General features: G+C 64.2%; 18 protein-coding genes. 13 read left to right on the top strand and 5 right to left on the bottom strand.

Annotated elements, in window-relative coordinates; genetic code table 11:
• Positions 1–7: 7 nt before the first annotated feature.
• Positions 8–1,204, bottom strand: coding sequence for an amidohydrolase family protein (locus A5745_RS13155; protein ID WP_067149734.1), 1,197 nt, complete (start codon positions 1,202–1,204; stop codon positions 8–10).
• Between the two features lie 216 nt (positions 1,205–1,420).
• On the opposite strand from A5745_RS13155, the gene A5745_RS13150 reads away from it, so the two are divergent.
• Positions 1,421–2,536: an acyl-CoA dehydrogenase family protein gene (locus A5745_RS13150; protein ID WP_076116425.1), complete on the top strand. Its 1,116-nt coding sequence runs from the start codon at positions 1,421–1,423 to the stop codon at positions 2,534–2,536.
• On the top strand, positions 2,533–3,435 hold the full coding sequence (locus A5745_RS13145) for a TIGR03619 family F420-dependent LLM class oxidoreductase (RefSeq protein ID WP_076116421.1): 903 nt from the start codon (positions 2,533–2,535) through the stop codon (positions 3,433–3,435). The genes A5745_RS13150 and A5745_RS13145 overlap by 4 nt, the downstream gene beginning before the upstream one ends.
• A gap of 6 nt (positions 3,436–3,441) precedes the next feature.
• Here A5745_RS13145 and A5745_RS13140 read toward each other — a convergent pair whose 3' ends face one another.
• On the bottom strand, positions 3,442–3,858 hold the full coding sequence (locus A5745_RS13140) for a nuclear transport factor 2 family protein (protein ID WP_083662918.1): 417 nt from the start codon (positions 3,856–3,858) through the stop codon (positions 3,442–3,444).
• Between the two features lie 70 nt (positions 3,859–3,928).
• Between A5745_RS13140 and A5745_RS13135 the strand changes: the two genes are divergently transcribed.
• From A5745_RS13135 to A5745_RS13125, 3 genes are all read left to right on the top strand, one after another.
• Positions 3,929–4,558, top strand: a complete 630-nt coding sequence (locus A5745_RS13135) for a cysteine hydrolase (protein ID WP_076116418.1) — start codon at positions 3,929–3,931, stop codon at positions 4,556–4,558.
• Between the two features lie 76 nt (positions 4,559–4,634).
• The gene (locus A5745_RS13130) at positions 4,635–5,828 is read left to right on the top strand and encodes an amidohydrolase family protein (protein WP_076116415.1); all 1,194 of its coding nucleotides are present in this window, start codon (positions 4,635–4,637) and stop codon (positions 5,826–5,828) included.
• Positions 5,825–6,304: a MaoC family dehydratase gene (locus A5745_RS13125; protein ID WP_076116413.1), complete on the top strand. Its 480-nt coding sequence runs from the start codon at positions 5,825–5,827 to the stop codon at positions 6,302–6,304. The genes A5745_RS13130 and A5745_RS13125 overlap by 4 nt, the downstream gene beginning before the upstream one ends.
• On the opposite strand, the gene A5745_RS13120 is transcribed toward A5745_RS13125, so the two are convergent.
• Together A5745_RS13120 and A5745_RS13115 are read right to left on the bottom strand one after the other, a co-directional pair.
• Positions 6,301–8,703, bottom strand: a complete 2,403-nt coding sequence (locus A5745_RS13120; protein ID WP_076060567.1) for a CaiB/BaiF CoA-transferase family protein — start codon at positions 8,701–8,703, stop codon at positions 6,301–6,303. The two genes, A5745_RS13125 and A5745_RS13120, sit on opposite strands and share 4 nt — an antisense overlap.
• Positions 8,700–10,160 carry an aldehyde dehydrogenase family protein gene (locus tag A5745_RS13115; protein ID WP_076060683.1) on the bottom strand — a complete coding sequence of 487 codons (1,461 nt, stop codon included), beginning with the start codon at positions 10,158–10,160 and terminating at the stop codon, positions 8,700–8,702. Before A5745_RS13115 ends, A5745_RS13120 begins: the two co-directional genes overlap by 4 nt.
• A 255-nt stretch (positions 10,161–10,415) precedes the next feature.
• On the opposite strand from A5745_RS13115, the gene A5745_RS13110 reads away from it, so the two are divergent.
• Genes A5745_RS13110 through A5745_RS13075 form a run of 8 tightly spaced genes read left to right on the top strand, consistent with a single transcriptional unit; the run spans position 10,416 to position 17,134 of the window.
• Positions 10,416–11,588 carry a cytochrome P450 gene (locus A5745_RS13110; protein WP_076116411.1) on the top strand — a complete coding sequence of 391 codons (1,173 nt, stop codon included), beginning with the start codon at positions 10,416–10,418 and terminating at the stop codon, positions 11,586–11,588.
• On the top strand, positions 11,588–12,790 hold the full coding sequence (locus A5745_RS13105; protein ID WP_076060564.1) for an acyl-CoA dehydrogenase family protein: 1,203 nt from the start codon (positions 11,588–11,590) through the stop codon (positions 12,788–12,790). Before A5745_RS13110 ends, A5745_RS13105 begins: the two co-directional genes overlap by 1 nt.
• Positions 12,787–13,359, top strand: a complete 573-nt coding sequence (locus A5745_RS13100) for a MaoC family dehydratase N-terminal domain-containing protein (protein ID WP_076060562.1) — start codon at positions 12,787–12,789, stop codon at positions 13,357–13,359. The genes A5745_RS13105 and A5745_RS13100 overlap by 4 nt, the downstream gene beginning before the upstream one ends.
• Positions 13,359–13,772 carry a Zn-ribbon domain-containing OB-fold protein gene (locus A5745_RS13095; protein ID WP_076060560.1) on the top strand — a complete coding sequence of 138 codons (414 nt, stop codon included), beginning with the start codon at positions 13,359–13,361 and terminating at the stop codon, positions 13,770–13,772. Before A5745_RS13100 ends, A5745_RS13095 begins: the two co-directional genes overlap by 1 nt.
• Positions 13,773–13,789: 17 nt before the next feature.
• On the top strand, positions 13,790–14,899 hold the full coding sequence (locus tag A5745_RS13090; RefSeq protein ID WP_076116408.1) for an acyl-CoA dehydrogenase family protein: 1,110 nt from the start codon (positions 13,790–13,792) through the stop codon (positions 14,897–14,899).
• Positions 14,896–15,348 carry a MaoC family dehydratase gene (locus A5745_RS13085; RefSeq protein ID WP_076060556.1) on the top strand — a complete coding sequence of 151 codons (453 nt, stop codon included), beginning with the start codon at positions 14,896–14,898 and terminating at the stop codon, positions 15,346–15,348. The genes A5745_RS13090 and A5745_RS13085 overlap by 4 nt, the downstream gene beginning before the upstream one ends.
• On the top strand, positions 15,345–16,514 hold the full coding sequence (locus A5745_RS13080) for a lipid-transfer protein (protein ID WP_076116406.1): 1,170 nt from the start codon (positions 15,345–15,347) through the stop codon (positions 16,512–16,514). The genes A5745_RS13085 and A5745_RS13080 overlap by 4 nt, the downstream gene beginning before the upstream one ends.
• A 23-nt stretch (positions 16,515–16,537) precedes the next feature.
• Positions 16,538–17,134 carry a TetR/AcrR family transcriptional regulator gene (locus A5745_RS13075; RefSeq protein WP_076060553.1) on the top strand — a complete coding sequence of 199 codons (597 nt, stop codon included), beginning with the start codon at positions 16,538–16,540 and terminating at the stop codon, positions 17,132–17,134.
• Between the two features lie 11 nt (positions 17,135–17,145).
• Here the strand turns inward: A5745_RS13075 and A5745_RS13070 are convergent, their stop codons facing one another.
• Positions 17,146–18,018, bottom strand: coding sequence for a helix-turn-helix domain-containing protein (locus tag A5745_RS13070; RefSeq protein ID WP_076116404.1), 873 nt, complete (start codon positions 18,016–18,018; stop codon positions 17,146–17,148).
• Positions 18,019–18,048 lie beyond the last annotated feature (30 nt).

Genomic DNA, 18,048 nt, shown 5'->3' with positions numbered 1-18,048 from the left:
GCCGCGATCAGCTCCGGAAGAGCAGCTGCTCGGCGTTGTCGCGCATGATCCGCCGCTTGGTGGCGTCGTCGAGCGGGTCAAGCAGCTTGGCGAACTCGGCCGGTACGGCCAGGCCTTCGGCGTGCGGGTAATCCGAGCCCATCACCAGGCAGTCGTCGTATCCCATGCTTCCGACGATCGCGGGGATGTCGTCCTCGGGGTACGGCACGACACGGACGTGACGGCGAAAGATCGCCGACGGCCGCTCCGTCAGCTTCCCGCCGATCCATGGACCGTTGCGGCCCATGCCCCGGCTCTTGTCCATGTGCCTGACGAAGAACGGCACCCATTCCGCCCCATGCTCGGCAACGAGGACATTCAGACCCGGGAAGCGACCGAACAGGTTGTCGAAGATGAGCGCGGACAACGTGTCCTCGATCGGGCGCTGGCCGTAGATGTTCATCCACTGCCACGCCGACATGTGCCAGGAGGCGGGGTCGGGGTTCTGTCCCCAGGCGGGCGAGATCGCATTGAAGTACCAAAACGGCATGATGTGGAACACCAGGACGCAGCCGGCCTCCTGTAGGCGTGCGTAAATGGGGTCGAAGTACGGGTCGCCGGGTGATCGACCGTAAGCCGGGCCGGTTGGCAGCAGCACGAACTTCGCCCCCTGCGCGATGATCGCCTCTGTTTCTGCGATCGCGGAATCCAAGTCGCGCAACGACATCAGCGCCGTGGCAAAAATCTTATCTTCGTAGTTGAAACCCCACTCTTCGTCGAACCATCGGTTGAACGAGCGGAGATTGGCATAGAGTGCCGCTGTGTCATCGACGTAGTGTTCGCCGGCCAGGGCCATGCCGCTTGGATAGATGACCATGCGCTCGATGTTCTGCTCCGCCATGACGGCAAGGCGCGCAGCACGCTCGACGAATTCCGGTTGCATGGGTTGCGGCTCGTAGGACTCCTCGGGGTTGCCCGAGCCCATTTGCTTGAGCATCTCCTTGAGGGAGCCGGGCCGGTACGCGACATCAAGACCGAGGCCCCCTTCGCTGTTGAAGGTGGCGACGCGATGCCCGGCAAGGATCACTTCCACGCCGTCCGCCCCGCGCACGGTGGTGATCGCGCGGTCCCGAAACTTTTCCGGCAGATAACGGGTGAACGCGTCCCGCGTCTCGTAGCAGTGGGTGTCGCAGTCAAAGATGCCGTAATCGAGTTTCGTCGTCACCGCGTCGCTCCTTTTGACGAGAATGGATATTCTCTATATTTGAAAAACATACTATCCTGGTCCGGCAATGGCTATGTCGGGGCAGTCGGCGGGTGGCGCCGTGAGTTGGTGGCGCCCGCTCGACCGCGACCGCCCGGACGAGGACGTCACCCATCAAACGCACTGACAGGCAACGGGATCGGTGAGCTGAAATGCGGCTGAACAGGGAGGCCGTCAGTGCCGACAAATGAGGTCGACGACCTTCGCAGCGTCCTGCGCGAGTACCTCAGCGCAATGTCGTCGAGTGAAACCGTACGCAAGCTGATGGCGACGGAGACCGGCTACGACGAGACGTCCTGGCGCCAGATGGCCAGTGAATTGGGCCTGCACGGCATCGGTGTGCCCGAGAAATGGGGCGGCGCGGGCGCCGGTGTGGCCGAACTGGCCGTCGTCTTCGAGGAAATGGGGCGGGCGCTGCTGTGCTCCCCTTTTTTCGCCACAGTGGCGCTCGCGACACAGGCCATCCTCGCCAGCGGCGACGACGCGGCGGCGGAACGGTTCGTTCCCGGCTTCGTCGACGGCTCTGCCACCGCGACGGTGATCCTCAACGGCCGACTCGACGCATGGGATCCCGCCGCGGTGACATTGAGGGCTATGCGAGACGGCACCGGATATCGGCTCCATGGCGAGGCACCGCTCGTGATCGATGGTCACACCGCGGACGTCCTCTTCGCGGCCGCCATCACGGAGGGGGGAATCTCGTTGCTGGCGGTGCGCGCCGGGTCCGATGGCCTTCGCCGCACGCCGCTGGCCGGGCTCGACCGCACCCGGAAGGTGGCGCGGGTGGAGTTCGACGCCGTGCGCGCAGAACTGATCGGAACGGACGGTGGCGCCGCCAACTTCCTGGCCCGCACATCGGACCTGGCCCTTATCGCGCTGACGGCCGAGCAGGTCGGCGCTGCCCAGCGCTGCCTCGACATGGCCGTCGACTACGCCAAGAACCGAATTCAGTTCGGCCGGCCGATCGGCAGCTTCCAAGCGATCAAGCACCGGTGCGCGGACATGCTCGTCCAGGTCGAAGGTGCGCGTTCGGCCGAGGGACATGCGGCCGACGTGGCGGGCACCGATGACCTGCCGACAGCCGCGTCAGTCGCGAAAATGGTCTGTTCCGAAGCCTTCCTGCAAGTTGCGCTCGACAACATGCGCATCCACGGCGGCATCGGCTTCACCTGGGAACACGATGCCCACCTGTTCGTCCGTCGCGCCAAGGTCAGTCAGTTGATCTTCGGCGACCCCGACTATCACGCCCAACGCCTGGCCACGCTCGTCTCCGGACCGAAAGGACCCTTGTGACCGTTTCCTTCTCCCTCGAACTACCCACCCAGCGTGTCGAGGCGGTCGACGAGTTCGTGACCGCCGAGGCGATTGCCGACGTCGCGCGAGTGGCTGAGGCAAGCGGGTTCGCCGCAGTCCATGTCACCGACCACCCCGCGCCCGACGCGAAGTGGCTCGACCACGGCGGACACCACGCCCTCGATCCGTTCGTCGCGCTGGCGTTCGCCGCCGCCGCAACTACCGAGCTCAAGTTGCTGACCAATGTCTACATCGCCGCTTACCGCAACCCGTTCCTCGGTGCGAAGTCGATCCAAAGCCTCGCCGCGCTGTCGAAGGGGCGGCTCATCCTCGGCACCGCCGCGGGATACCTGAAGCCCGAATTCAAAGCTCTCGGAATCGATTTCGACAACCGTGGCGCTCTGCTCGACGAGGCGCTCGACGTCCTGGACAAGGTGCTCACCGGTGAGGACATCGCCTACGAAGGGACGTCGTTCGCCGCCCGCGGTGTGCGGCTGCGGCCGCTGCCCGCGACGCCGCCACCGGTGTGGGTCGGCGGCAACAGCAAGCCTGCGGTACGCCGGGCAGTATCACGCGCTCAGGGTTGGGCGCCGTTCAATACGTTTGGGTATGCCGCGGCGTCGCGGACCGCAGAGATCTCGACGATCGACGACTTGGAGCTCGCCATCGACTGGGCCAAGCAGTACGCGGCCGAGATCGGTCGCACCGAACCGCTGGACATCTGCTTCTCGGCCGGAAACATGTTGGACGACAGCAGATCGGCCGACGAACGTCGCGCGACCATCGCACGACTCGAGGCGGCGGGTGTCACCTGGTTGACCATCGCGCCGGCGGGCGTCGACCGCGCCGAGGTCATCGACCGGTCGCGCGCCTTCGCCAAGGAATTCATCACCGCCTGACTGGCCTCATGCCATCAGACTGCCGGCCGCAAATCCGTCCACGCGGATGCGGCGATGGGCGAACAACCAGCGGCCGTTCACCGGTACCAGCACGTCGCGGTAACGGCCCCAGTGATCGACGCCGATGTCGGTGTGGACAGCGAAGTAACTGCTGACCTCGACCCTGTCACGAGCGACCGCCCCGAACCGGATGCTGGAAACGTGATGCCGGACGTGGGTCGGTGCTCGCCGCCCGGAGCTCGAAGGCTGGGTTACCGCGGCGCCCAAACCGGCCTCGATTTCTGCGCGTCCCGTGAGCGGTTCGGCGCTTCCGGTGAACTCCAAGACGCCGTCGTCGCTAAAGCATGCCGCCACCGCCCGGAGATCGAATCGATCCGTGGCCGCGGTGTAGTCGGCCAGCGTCTGCCGCACCGACTCCCGCACTTCGAGCTCCCAAGCCTCCACCTGACCTCCTGGTGAACGAGCATTTCGGCTCACGATAACGTGTATTCTCATGCCGCAGCCAAGTCTCCAGGACCTGCTCGATCCGGTGACCACCGCGCTCGTCACCCAAGAGTGCCAGGGCGGGGTGATTGGGCCGCAGGCCGGCCTCCCCTTGCTGGCCGAGGAAGCCCGGCGCGAAGCCATTCCCAACATCGCCAAACTGCTTGACGCGGCCAGGGCGGCCGGTGTCACGGTCGTCCATTGCCTGATCCAGCGGCGCGCCGACGGTCGTGGTTCCAATACGAACGCCCGATTGTTCGCGGCGGGGAAATCCTTCACCGCCGACCTGACGCCCGGTAGCGCGGGGGCCTCGCTACTGCCGGAGTTGGGGCCGCTCGATACCGACCTCGTTCTCACTCGCACCCACGGCGTCGGCCCCATGTGCGGCACCGATCTGAACTCGGTGCTGCGCAACCTCGGGATAAAAACCATTGTCGGAGTGGGGGTGTCGGTGAATATCGCCATCACCAACTTTGTCATGGATGCGGTCAACCGTGGCTATCAGTTCGTGCTGCCGCGGGATGCGGTCAGCGGATACCCGCGGGAGTACGCCGATTCGATCATCGACAACACGCTGTCCCTGCTGGCAACCGTCACCGCGTCCAGTGCGGTTATCGGCGTGTGGAGCGCAGTGGCCTGATCCGTTGTGGGGCGATATGATAACGTCGTTCTCAGATAGCGTAAATGATCATATTCGCTGCTCAGGAGGAAGTCTCATGTCTCGCCGTTCATTGCCGTACCCGGTTTTCGACATCGACAACCACATGTACGAGACGACGGACGCGCTCACGAAGTACCTTCCGAAGGAGCACCGCGGAAAGGTCGGTTACGTCGAGGTCAACGGCCGGCCCAAACTGGTTGTCAAGGACCACATCAGCCACATGATCCCCAACCCGACGTTCGCGCGCGTTGCCAGGCCTGGGAGCGCCGAGGACTACTTCCTGGGCAACAATCCCGAAGGCCTCAACTTCCGCGAGTTCGTCGGCGAGGCAATGGATGTCATCCCCGCATACCAGGCGCCCGCCCCGCGACTGGAGCTGATGGATGAACTGGGCCTCGACCAGTGCGTGATGTACCCGACTCTCGCCAGCCTCATCGAGGAGCGCACCACCGACGACGTCATCCTCACCCACGCGATCATCCACGCGCTCAACGAGTGGATGCACGAACACTGGACATTCAACTATCACGAGCGGATCTTTGCGACCCCCGTCATCTGTCTGCCGATCGTGGACGAAGCCATCAGAGAATTTCACTGGTGCCTCGAGCGCGGTATGAAGACATTTCTGGTCCGGCCGGCGCCGGTGCCCAGTCGCTTCGGCGGTTCGCGGTCTATGGGCCTGCCCGAGTTCGACCCGTTCTGGGAAGAGGTGGTCAACGCCGGCATGCCGGTCACCATGCACGCCTCGGACAGCGGCTACCAGAAGCACCTCATGGAGTGGGAAGGCGGCGACGAGTACCTGTCCTTCAAACCGAGTGCCCTCCGGGAGGTCGTGATGGGGCACCGCGCCATCGAGGACACGCTGGCGGCGATGATCTGCCACGGCGCGCTCTCACGGTTCCCCGACCTGAAGATCTTCTGTGTGGAGAACGGCAGCGGCTGGGTGCGCAACCTGCTCGAGCAGCTCAACACGGCGTACAAGATCATGCCCAAGGAGTTCGACGAGCACCCCGTCGAGGTGTTCAAGCGCAACATCTACATCCACCCGTTCCTCGAAGACGACGTCAGGGGAATCGTCGAGATCATGGGCGAGGACCACGTGATGTTCGGCTCCGATTTCCCGCACCCGGAGGGCATCGGCGACCCGCTGAGCTTTGTCGACCGGCTGGACGGTCTCTCGGACGACGTCAAAGCAAAGATCATGGGCGGCAACGCGATTGAGCAATTAGGTCTCAAGGTCGCGGCATGACCCAGGCGTCCACGTCACCGAAGGAGTACGACGGGATCGCTGATTTCGAGGCGCATGTCGGCGAGCACCTCGGCTACAGCGACTGGCTTCGGGTCACTCAAAAGGAGATCGATCTGTTCGCCGAGGCAACCGGTGACCATCAGTGGATTCACGTCGACCCCGAGAAAGCGGCTGCCGGTCCCTACGGCAAGACCATCGCACACGGCTATCTGACCTTGTCGCTGGTGCCCGCTCTCGTCAAACAGATCTACCGGGTGACCGGGCTGTCGATGCAGGTGAACTACGGCTCCGACAAGCTGCGGTTCCCCGCCCCGGTACCGGTGGACTCCCGCATCCGGGCCGGAGCCGAGCTACTCAAGGTTGAGCGCAGCGACCGCGGGGGGCGGGCCACGGTTCGTGTCACCGTCGAGGTCGAGGGAAATGACCGGCCGGCTTGCGTCGTCGACACGATCGCAGCGATGGTCGACGACAGCTAGGCGTTGAGCAGGCGTTGCCCGATCACTTGTTGGTCGCCCAACGCGGCGATCTCCGCATCGGAAAGTCCGAGTGCCCCCAGCACCTCGGCGTTGTGCTGCCCCAGCGTCGGCGCCGCGTTCCTGTGATGGTGCGCCGGACCCGGCGAAATCTGAAATGGCCAGCCCGGAAATCTATGTCGCCCCGTAATCGGGTGGACCAGATCCTGATAGTAACCACGCGCATCGAGCTGCTCGACCCCGTACATCTCGTCGGCTGCAAGCAATCGCGCGGCTGGGACGCCATGCCGGACAAGCGTTGTCACCAGCTCCTCGGCGGGTTGCGTACACGTCCAGTTAGTGACGATCTCGTCGAATTGGTCATGATTTTGCCGGCGAGCTTCTGCGGTCGCGAATCTCGGGTCGTCGCGCAAGTCAGCGCGGTCGATCGCTTCCAGTACGGAAAGCCAGTCGGCGTCGTCGCGCACCGAGAGCGCTACCCACTCGTCGGTGACGCTCGTCGGGTAGACGCCCTGGGCATATTCGCGGTGGCGGTTTCCGTCTCGTGTTCGCACCGCGCCTGTCAGCGAGTACTCGATGACAGGCTCGGCGGTCACCGCCGCGCCAACCTCGATCTGCGCGACCTCGACGAGCTGGCCCTCACCGGTGGACCTCCTGTGCTCGAGCGCGGCCAGCAGCGCCACACCTGCGTGTACACCGGCGATCGGGTCGGCGGGCCCCTGCAGATTGCACGGCGGGCCGTCTGGGTAACCGGTCATGGCCGACATACCGGACACTTGTTCGATGTTCAGCGCCCAGCCCACATAGTCGCGCCACGGCCCCTCCAGCCCGAATCCGGGCATCCGCACCATAATCAGTGCAGGATTGATCTTCGCGAGCGAGTCGTAATCGAGTCCGAACTGCTCAACGACGCGCGGGGAGAAGTTCTCCACCACCACGTCGGCTTCTGCGGCCAACCGCAGAGCCAGGTCGCGGCCGGCGGTCGAAGTGAGATCGAGGGTGATATCGCGTTTGTTGAGATTGGTTCCCTGCCAAAGCGGCCCGCGTTCATACCAGTCGTCCCCCTCACGCAGTAGCGACCCGGAGTAGCGGTGTCCGTCGGGACGCTGAATGGATTCGACCTTGATCACGTCAGCCCCGAACGCGCCGAGGTAGCACGTCAGATACGCCCCCGCCCAGAAGGTGCTCAAGTCGAACACCTTCAATCCGGCGAAGGGCAGGACGTCCGGCGTTTTCTCGACGCCACCGTCCCGGCGGCGCGCGCCGCGCTCGCTCCAGGCAGCCCGCGAGTCTTTTCCGCGGGCTGGGGCAGGAAGTGGCGAAGGAACGGGTGTCTTTGAAAACCGAAACGGCGCTCCGGGTCTGGTGAATCGCCATGCGTCAGCCGCCATCTCGATGAAAAATTCTCGCGCGGCGTACTGCGGACAGTCCAGGATGCTATCGCCTTCGGTGACCGGCGCCGCGGGTATCCGCATGGCCTGACTCAGGTCGACGAGGTCGGCAACGGTCATCGCATCGAAAAACGGTTGTGCCTTCGCAAAAAACTCGTCGCGCTCGGGGCCGCCGAGCATGATCGCAAGCTGGTGCTCGCCGAACTCGGGTAACCCGACCATGGCGCACACGTCCAGCCAGTGCTGGCCGGTCAGGCAGTTGATTCCGATCCAGCCATCGGCGGCACGCACGATACCCAACATCGGTGCAGCCTTCGAATTAGTCGGCAGACCAAGGCTTTTCAGGCGCGCTGCCATCAGCATGGGATAGGGCAGCGTCGACAGCAGCGACTCGAACATCGAGACGTCCACCTCGACCGGCCGGTTCGTCCCCGCCGCGGCGACCCGCAGCGCCGTCAGCGCTCCGAGGGCCGCATACGCGCCGGCTATGTACTCCGGAATCCGGGCGCCGGCTTGGACTGGTGCCCGACCGGGGTCGCGCACATTGACCCAACCTGCTGCCGCCTGCAGGGTCAATGGAGTCGTCACCCGGTCACGCAGCGGTCCGTCCTGGCCGAAGCTCGATATCCGGACCACGACGAGGTTCGGGTTGCTGCGACGAAGGGCGTCCGCGTCCAGACCCCAGTCCCGCCGCTCGGGCGCGGCGGCGTGCAGGTCTTCGATAATCACATCCGCCTGTGCGATGAGCTCGTGAAGGTCCGCGAGGTCGCTATCACGTGCTAAGTCGACTGTGACGCCGGACTTTCCGGCGTTCAGGTACGCGAAAAGCCCGCTTCGTTCCGGATCAGGATCGGCCGACGGAAACGGACCCCATAGGCGCAGCGGATCACCCATTGGGGGCTCGACCTTGCAGACGTCGGCACCAAGGTCGACGAGCAACTTGGCGCAGTACGGACCGGCAATTTCGGAGGCCAGCTCAACAACACGCAAGCCCGCAAGCGGCCGGTTCACGCGGGCACCCCGATGGCCTTGGGCTCCATATAAGCCCGCAGTCCCATCACACCACCCTCTCGGCCGATTCCACTCTGGTTGAAGCCGCCGAACGGGGCATCTCCGGGAATCGTCCCGTTGATCGAGACCTGCCCGGTCCTGATCCGTCGGGCGATCGCCACCGCGCGGTCGACGTCGCTTCCCCACACCGCGCCCCCGAGCCCGTACGCCGAGTTGTTGGCGATGGCCACCGCATCATCGTCGTCGCGATACCGCAACACCGTCAGCACAGGACCGAACACTTCCTCCTGCGCAATGTACGAATCGGCCGAGGCGTCGGTCAGTATCGTTGGCTCGAAATAGAATCCGTGGCTCAGATCCTTCGGGCGGCCTCCCCCGGCGACCACGGTTGCGCCGTCGGCTTCGGCGCGCTTGACGAATCCCTCGACGCGGTCGAGATGTTCGCGGCTGATCAACGGTCCCATGGTGACCGCGGGGTCGACGGGATCGCCGATTACGACCCCGCGCGACAGCGCGGCGAGCCGATCCACCACGTCGTCATGGATCGCATCGGGCAACAACAGCCTGCTGTTGAGAATGCACGCCTGACCGGCATGCATCGTGCATCCTTCGAACAGCAGCCGCTCCAACAGTTCGTCGGTGATCTCGGCGTCGGGCAGCAAGACGGTCGCGGACTTGCCGCCGCATTCCAGCAGAACGCGCTTCATTGTGGTCGCCGCACCGGCCATCACGTCGCGGCCGACGGCCGAGCTGCCGGTGAAGCTGACCATATTGACCCTGGGATCCAGCGTCAGGCTCCTACTGGCCTCGACGCTGGTCGGGGTAACCACGTTTACGACACCGGCGGGGATATCCGTTTCCTCCTCGACGATTCGAGCCAGCGCGAGCCCGGCCAGGGGCGTCAGCGGCGATGGCTTGAGCACGAGCGTATTTCCCGCCGCCAGCGCCGCACCCAGCTTCATCACGTTGATGGTGTGCGGGAAATTCCACGGGGTCATGGCGGCCACCACACCAAGCGGTTCGTAGCGCAACAGCGTGGTGCCCGCAGCGCCCCACGCGTCCATTGGTTCCTCGGCGGGCTCCATCGCGAGCTCGGCGGCGTGACCGACCATGAATGCCGGGCCTTCGACATGGATGATGCGCTCGTTTGCCGAACAACCCCACTCGGCCTGCGCGAGGGCGTAGAACTCCTCGCTGTTGGCCAGTAGCGCTTCGCTGAGCTGTCGCAGGCATCTGGCGCGGTCCGCCGGCTCCGCCGCCGGCCAGGGGCCCGAATCGAAGGCGGCCCTGGCCGCCGCGACCGCTTGTTGGACCTGCGCAACGCTCGCGTCCGGCGCGGTACCGATCACCGTCTCGGTCGCGGGGTTGACGACGTCGTAGCGCCCGCTGTCCGGTTCGACCCATCGGCCGTCGATGTAATGCCCGTAGGCGTCGCGGAGAGACCGTGAGCCAGCCATCATCTGCCTGCCTTCCTGACTGCTCGATCGCGGCGCGGCCCGGTGACGTAGCCACAACATACACTCTCTGACTGTGTGTACACGGCTCCGAAGAGGCCGTCAACGGCAATCCACCTTTATTTAAGCCAAATAGCCGGTGTTTGACAGGCAAGTCGGGTCTGCTGTAGACACCTTGGAAACGGACATTCTTTATTTATTTGTCCGAACAGCTCTCAGCGTCGAGGAAGGCCTGCGGTGCCCACTACTACGGTTCCCTTGCACTCACCGGACTTCTACGCCGGCGATCCCTACGCGGCCTACCGCGAACTTCGCAACACAACGCCCGTCGTCTGGAACGATGTCACGAACTTCTGGGCGCTGTTGAAGTACGAGGACATCCGCTACGTCTCCGGTCACCCATTGACGTTCTCCTCGACGAAGGGCATCTCGATCCCGGATCCCGCCCAGCCCGAACCCGTTCAGGAGGGAAACCTGATCTTCACCGATCCGCCGCGTCACCGGCAGCTTCGCAAGCTCATCAACTCCGGCTTCACCCGCCGCCAGGTGCAGTTGCTGGAGCCCAAGGTGCGCCAGATCGTGAAGGGCATCGTGGACAGTGTCGACACATCGCGGGAGTACGAGTTCGCAGAGGAGATCGCCGCACCTCTTCCTACCCGGCTGATCGCCGAAATGCTCGGTGCACCACCCGAAGACTGGGAGCGGTTCCGCAGCTGGTCGGACGCTGCGGTTGGCACTGCCGACCCCGATATCGAACTCGATTCCGTAGTCGCACTCGGTGAGCTCTACGAGTACTTCACCAAACTCATCGCTGCACGGCGATCCGGCGAGGTCAGTGGGCAGGACGACCTGCTGAGCATCTTGGCTGCGGCCGAGGTCGACGGTGAGCAGCTCACCGACGCCGATCTACTCAACTTCTCCTTCTTGCTGTTGGTCGCCGGCAACGAGACGACTCGCAACCTCATCGCACTGGGCACGTTGGCGTTGATCGACCATCCCGATCAGTTCGCGCTGCTGCGGTCGAACCCTTCTCTGCTGCCCGGCGCGGTCGAGGAGATGCTGCGATTCACCAGCCCGGTCACCCACATGGCCCGCCGCGCCACCCAGGACGTAGAGATCCGCGGCCAACAGATCAAGGCCGGCGACACCGTCGTCATGCTCTACGGCGCCGCCAACCGCGACGAAGAGATCTTTGGCCCGACCTCCGAAGTTTTCGACATCACGCGTAATCCCAACCCGCACATCGCGTTCGGTGCCGGTGAGCACGCCTGTCTTGGTGCACAGCTCGCCCGGCTGGAGGCCAGGGTGATGTTTGAGGTGCTGCTGGGTACATATCCGACGATCGAACTCACCGGTGACGTGTCACGACTTCGCGCCACCATGGTGCCCGGGGTGAAACGCATGCCGATCCGACTGGGAACGGGCAATTGATGGACTTCGACTACACACCTCAGCAGGAACAGCTCCGCAAGGACTACCGCACGCGCCTTGAGGCGGTGATGACCCCGGAGCGCCGCGCCGCTGTTGCCAACCTGCTCGAGGGAGGCCCCGCGATCGCCGAATGCCGGCGCGCGCTCGGCGAAGCCGGCCTACTCGGCGTCGCCTGGCCAGTCGAATACGGCGGTGGCGGGCTGACCGCGCTGGAGCAATACATCTTCTCGGAAGAGGCGCGCCGGGTCAACGCGCCGTTGCCAATGATCACCCTGAACACGGTGGGCCCCACGCTTATTCAGTACGGAACCGAGGAGCAGAAGACCAAGTTCCTCCCCGCGATTCTCAAGGGAACTGTTGAATTCGCGATCGGCTACTCGGAGCCGGGCGCGGGAAGTGATCTCGCGTCACTGCGCACCACCGCAGTACGCGACGGCGACGAGTTCGTCATCAACGGCTCGAAGATGTTCACCAGCGGCGCCGAGTTCGCCGACTACATCTGGTTGGCTGCACGCACCGATCCAACTGCCAAGAAGCACAAGGGCATCACGCTTTTCATCGTGCCGACCGACTCACCAGGGTTCTCGTGGAAGCCGCTGCACACGATGCCGGGCGTGTCCACGTACTACACGTTCTACGACGACGTCCGGGTGCCCGAAAGTGCGATCGTGCTCGGCGAAAACCAGGGCTGGACGCTGGTGACAAACCAGCTCAACCTGGAACGCGCCGCCTTGGGGAACCTCGGCGCGCTGGAGCCGCTGTTCACGAAGACCCTCAAATGGGCATCGACGACGCCGCTCGACGACGGGTTTGTCATCGACAAGCCCTGGGTGCAGCAGGCTCTCGCCCGGGTGGAAGCGCAAGTCGCCGCCTACCGGCTGCTGAACCTGCGGGTGAACGCGACGATGAGTTCTGGCGCACTCGGCATGGGTGAGGCGTCCGCTACAAAAGTATTCGGCACCGAACTCACCCAGCAGGTCGCCCGCGAACTGCTCGAAGTCGTGGGTCAGGCCGGCGTTCGGAAGGACTCGGCGGCTCCCCTCAGGGGCGAGCTGGAGAGCGCATACCGCATGGCGGTCATCAACACATTCGGCGGCGGAGCCAACGAGCTTCAACGCGACATCATCGCTATGGCCGGTCTCGGGATGCCGCGCGCACCCCGGGACATGCGAGCCAGCGCATCGGAGAAAGGAAGCTCGTGACTGAGACAACGAAGGACGAACTGCGCGAGCGCCTCGATGCGCTCATCGGCCAACCCATCAGTTCCGGACAGCCGGTCAAGGCGCCAGATCCCGTGAACGCGGCCATGATCCGACACTGGGCTTACGCGTTGGACGATATGAACCCGGCGTATCTGGATCCGGAGTTCGCCGCCTCCTCCCGCTACGGCGGCCTCGTCTCACCTCCGGTGATGCTGCAGTCGTGGACCATGGCGCCACCCAAACTCGTCGGCATCCACGAGCGAGGCGGAGTCCCAGTCGAGCTCAAGGAAAATCCGCTGCAGTTTCTCACCGATGCCGGCTACACGGGCACAGTCGCCACCAATTCCGAGTTCGAGATCGAGCGATACCCGCGCGTTGGTGACGACATCACGGCCGAAACTGTTTTCGAGACCATCTCCGACGAGAAGAAGACGGCGATGGGTATGGGCTATTTCGTCACCTGGATCACGACCTACCGGGATCAGAACGGTGAAGTGATCGGCCGCCAGCGGTTCCGCACCCTGCGATTCAAGACGGGTGGAGCCCCCGCCGGAACGGCCGGGGACTGATGGCCACCAGACTTGCTCCATCGATCAGCCCCGACACCGAATTCTTCTGGTCGGGCCTGAAGGACCACAAGCTGTTGATCCAGCGGTGCAAGGACTGCAATACGTTGCGGGTGCCGCCTCGGCCGATGTGTGGACACTGTCAGTCCCTGAACTGGGATTCCGTCGAGTCGACCGGGCGTGGCGTTGTTTACAGCTTCATCATGCCGCAATATCCGCCGCTGCCCTTCCTTCAGTATCCCTATGTGGTGGCGCTCATCGAACTCGACGAAGGCGTGCGCATCGTCTCGAACCTTTGCGACATCGAGCCCGAGGCAATCGAAATGGGCCTCCCCGTTGAGGTCTTCTACGAAAAGTTCGAAGCGATCCCGAGCGGCGAGGAGCTGGTTCTGCACCAGTTCCGGCCGGCACGCTGACAAGGAATTAGGCGAGCATGGACTTTTCCTTCACCGAAGAACAAGAGACCGTCGGCAAGGTGGCGCGTCAGCTCTTCGAGCACCGTGCCACCCCCGAACGTCTCACGGAACTGGAATCAGGCGAGGTTCGCTTCGATGAAGCGCTGTGGCGCGAGTTGGCATCCTCGGACCTGCTGGGCATCGCGCTGCCCGAGTCCGTTGGCGGCAGTGGCGGCGGCTTCCTCGAGCTCGGCGTGCTGCTCGCCGAGGTCGGCTGGAGCGTTGCACCGGTCCCCGTCTACGCGACCCTCATGCTCGGCGCGGATACTATTGCGCGGCACGGTGATTCGACAATTCAGCAGCGCTACCTTCCGAAAGTCGTAGACGGCAGTGCGATTCTGACCGCCGCACTTGCCGAGCCGGGCAACTCGGATCCGACCATGCCGCGCACCGCCGCACGCGCAGATGGTGACGCTTGGATCCTCGACGGCACAAAAGAACTCGTACCCGCGGCCCAGCTTGCCGACGCCATAGTGGTTTCGGCGCTCGCCGACGACGGACCTGGGTTATTCATCGTCGAGGCGGCGACGGCCGGGGTGATCGTCACGCCGGCGACTGTCACCAACGGTGAGCCCTACGCGGATGTCGAACTCACCGGCGCCGTCGCACACCGGCTCAACAACCCCCCCGGTGCGGACGCGGTCGGCTCGCTCTACACCAGGGCGCTCGTCGGGCTGTGCGCGATGCAGGTCGGCGTGGCCGAACGAGCGCTGAAGTTCGCGGCTTCCTACACCACCGAACGCGAGCAATTCGGCAGGCCGATCGGCTCATTCCAGGCGGTGCAGCAGCGGTTGGCCGATGCCTTCATCGACGTCGAGGCGATCCGCTGGACCACCTGGCACGCGGCCTGGCTGATCGATGAGGGCCGGCCCGCGAGCCGCGAAGCGGCGATTGCCAAGTTCTGGGCCGCCGAGGCCGGCGCTCGGGTCGTCGCATCGGCCCAGCAGGTACATGGCGGGATGGGCATCGACGTCACCTACCCGCTCCACCGCTATTTCCTATGGGCCAAGCAGATCGAGCTTTCGCTCGGCTCTGCCTCCCAACAACTCGCCCGCCTCGGCGCCGCATATCCGGAAGGAAGCAAATGACCTCCACCGTCGACCGCACCACCACACGGGCCTGGAACTCCATCAATGTGGGCGACGAAGTCACCCCGATGGACGTACCGGTGACCACCACGCTGATCGTCGCCGGCGCCATTGCATCCCGTGACTACATGCCGGTGCACCACGACCGCGACTTCGCCAATTCCCAAGGCTCCAAAGATATTTTCATGAATATCCTGACGACCAACGGGCTGTGCGTGAAGTTCTTGCACGACTGGGCGGGCCCCGAGGCGATGGTCAAAAAGCTGTCCATTCGACTCGGCGTGCCGGCCTACCCGAATGATCCGATGCGCTTCACGGGTTCCGTCACGGACAAATCATCGGCCGACGGGGAAGGCTTTGTCGAGGTCACCTTCAAGGGCACCAACAGCCTGGGCGACCACGTCTCGGGAACCGCGGTGCTCAGCCTGCTCCAGGGTGTGGATGCATGAGCGACGGTATCGGCGGCAAAACCGCCCTCGCCGGAATCGGGCAAACCGAATTCTCCAAGGAATCTGGCCGCACCGAGATGCAGCTTGCCTGCGAGGCGGTATTGGCGGCGATCCGCGACGCTGGTCTACAACCCGCCGACATCGACGGCATGGTCACATTCAGCGTCGACGAGAACGAGGAAATCGAGGTCGCGCGTAACGTCGGTATTCGCGACCTGACCTTCTTCACCCGAGTCCCGCACGGCGGCGGTGCGGCCGCGGGAACCGTAATGCAGGCCGCGATGGCGGTCGCGACGGGTGTTGCGGAGGCGGTGGTCTGCTACCGCGCCTTCAACGAGCGTTCCGGCTTTCGTTTCGGGGGCGCCGGACGCCAGCCGGGCGTGACGCCGTTGTGGATGGCGCCCTATGCCCCGTTCGGCTTCATGACGCCCGCCGCCTGGGTCGCGTTGCATGCGCAGCGGTACATGACGGCGTACGGGGTCAGCAACGCCGATTTTGGCAAGATCTCCGTCATCGACCGCAAGCACGCCGCGAAGAATCCGGACGCGTGGTTTTACGGCAAGCCGATAACCATTGAGCAGCACCAGCAATCGCGCTGGATCATCGAGCCGGTGCTCAGGCTGCTCGACTGCTGCCAGGAAAGCGATGGTGGTGTTGCGATGGTGGTGACCAGCCTCGAGCGAGCGCGAGACTTGGCCAAACCGCCCGCCGTCATCACCGCCGCAGCGCAGGGCGCCGCCTACGACGGCGAGGTGATGACGAGCTACTACCGCGAGGACATCACGGGCCTGCCCGAGATGGGTGTGGTCGGCGACAAGCTGTGGCGGGATTCCGGCCTTAAACCGCAGGATATTTCGACTGCGTTCCTCTATGACCACTTCACGCCCTTCGTCTTCACCCAGCTCGAGGAACTGGGATTCTGCGGGCGCGGGGAAGCGAAGGACTTCGTCTCGGTCGACGAGTTGTCGCTCGGGGGCCGGATGCCGATCAACACCAACGGTGGCCTGCTCGGTGAGGCATACATCCACGGCATGAACGGCATCACCGAGGGCGTCCGTCAGGTGCGCGGCACCTCCTACAACCAGGTCGACAACGTCGAACACGTGCTCGTCACGTCCGGCACGGGCGTTCCGACGAGCGGCTTGATTCTCGCGCCGGATCGCTGAGTTCGCCGATGCAAGGGAGCCTGATGACCCGCGCGACCGCCGTCGACACCCGCGCGGTGCTCATCTCTGCCGCCTTCACCTGCTTCCGAACGCACGGGCTGCGAAAGACGACGATCGTCGACATCGCCCGTGCCGCCGGGGTGTCCAGGAGCACGTTCTACGAGTACTTCCGGGACAAGGAAACAATTGTCGAGGCCAGTGCGGAGGCGGCGTCGCAGGGCTTCTACCGCAAGCTGGCCAGGGCAATCGAGCGCGACGGCGGCAGCACCCTCGAGGACAAACTGGTCCGGGCAGGCGTTTTCGTCACCCAGGCCCGCCGACTAGTGGAATCCGAATTGTATTTCGACCAAGAACAAGTCGACCTGATGTTGACGAAGAATGCGTCGACGCTCCTCCGCGAATGTGGCGAATTTCTCGCGCCGTACATTTCGGCGGCGAGGCTGACCGGTGAGGTGCGCAGCGACCTCGACATTCGCTCGGCATCGGAGTGGTTTGCGCGAATCTTGTTCTCGTTGTTCACAACCCCGTCGCCTTATCACGACGCTAACGACGTTGCGGTGGGCGACTTCGTCCGCGCGTACGTCGTGCGGGGATTCGTCCATGACCGACGCAAGAGGTAGCGGCGGATAGCTCACGGCGCTCTGTGGCCTCCCACTCGGTCGATCTCGCGCAGCAGCGGTTTTGCCGCAGCACGGATTTCGCTCATCGTCATAACGCGTAGCGGGTGGAATCCGAGAATGAGTCGCACATGGCCCCTCTCGTCCAAGACGGGCGCCGAGATTGTGGCAACCGGGAGCTCACCGCGTGCGCTGTCGCCGGATAGCAAGTTCGCCGAAATGAATTCGACGCGCAGTTGGTCGACGACGGAGCGCAGATTGTGGGGCACTGTCTCGTTGGACAACGTTTCGATCGCATGAGCCGCCTGCGCCAGCGCCGGGGTCATCCAATCGACGTCATAACCGCGGTCTCGCGTCTGAGCCAAAACCGTCCGAAGGCGCTCTGCCAGCGACGTATCCCCTGCCGCGCCGCGCTGAATCCACGATTCTTGTTCGCTTGGGATATCCCAAGCGGCGCAGGCGATCCCGAACGGCGGGGCATACGGGATTCGCTCGTGGGAAGCGACCGGTTTAGTTGACCCGTCAGGAGTCTCGAACGCGGTAATCACCAGTTCATCTCCGGTGCGCTCGACTACCGAGGCCGGCATATGCGTCGTCTCGGCGAGACGGCGGATGGCCTCGCGAGCGACGGCCTGAAGTGGGCGCGTGGCTTCGAACCTCTCCGCGATGAGGGCCACAGTCAGGCCAAGGACAAACTTTTTGGAATTGGGATCCCTAGTCGCCCAACCGCGGTCGCAGAGAGTCTTGAGTATGGAGTGCGCCGTCGCCTGAGAAAGGCCGAGTTCGCGAGCGACGTCGGAAAAGCGGTGCCCGCCACTTTCCGGCCGGCTGAGCAACTCAACGACATCGAGGACACGCTCGGCCGGCGCTGAGGCGACTCCGCGCATCTTGACTCCCTTCGCGCCGCATTCTACGGT

Origin of the sequence: Mycobacterium sp. IS-2888, assembly GCF_001954215.1 — a bacterium.
In the GTDB taxonomy this organism is placed as follows: Bacteria; Actinomycetota; Actinomycetes; order Mycobacteriales; family Mycobacteriaceae; genus Mycobacterium.
The sequence above is the reverse complement of the archived record's forward strand: the minus strand, read 5'-3'. Positions and strand labels throughout refer to the sequence as shown.

What these genes read in the sequence shown, in the direction of transcription:
- A5745_RS13135 (WP_076116418.1), top strand. Translation starts at nt 3,929, where the DNA reads ATGCCGCAGCCAAGTCTCCAGGACCTGCTCGATCCGGTGACCACCGCG.
- A5745_RS13130 (WP_076116415.1), top strand. Translation starts at nt 4,635, where the DNA reads ATGTCTCGCCGTTCATTGCCGTACCCGGTTTTCGACATCGACAACCAC.
- A5745_RS13125 (WP_076116413.1), top strand. Translation starts at nt 5,825, where the DNA reads ATGACCCAGGCGTCCACGTCACCGAAGGAGTACGACGGGATCGCTGAT.
- A5745_RS13115 (WP_076060683.1), bottom strand. Translation starts at nt 10,160, where the DNA reads ATGGCTGGCTCACGGTCTCTCCGCGACGCCTACGGGCATTACATCGAC.
- A5745_RS13105 (WP_076060564.1), top strand. Translation starts at nt 11,588, where the DNA reads ATGGACTTCGACTACACACCTCAGCAGGAACAGCTCCGCAAGGACTAC.
- A5745_RS13095 (WP_076060560.1), top strand. Translation starts at nt 13,359, where the DNA reads ATGGCCACCAGACTTGCTCCATCGATCAGCCCCGACACCGAATTCTTC.
- A5745_RS13090 (WP_076116408.1), top strand. Translation starts at nt 13,790, where the DNA reads ATGGACTTTTCCTTCACCGAAGAACAAGAGACCGTCGGCAAGGTGGCG.
- A5745_RS13085 (WP_076060556.1), top strand. Translation starts at nt 14,896, where the DNA reads ATGACCTCCACCGTCGACCGCACCACCACACGGGCCTGGAACTCCATC.
- A5745_RS13080 (WP_076116406.1), top strand. Translation starts at nt 15,345, where the DNA reads ATGAGCGACGGTATCGGCGGCAAAACCGCCCTCGCCGGAATCGGGCAA.
- A5745_RS13075 (WP_076060553.1), top strand. Translation starts at nt 16,538, where the DNA reads ATGACCCGCGCGACCGCCGTCGACACCCGCGCGGTGCTCATCTCTGCC.
- A5745_RS13070 (WP_076116404.1), bottom strand. Translation starts at nt 18,018, where the DNA reads ATGCGCGGAGTCGCCTCAGCGCCGGCCGAGCGTGTCCTCGATGTCGTT.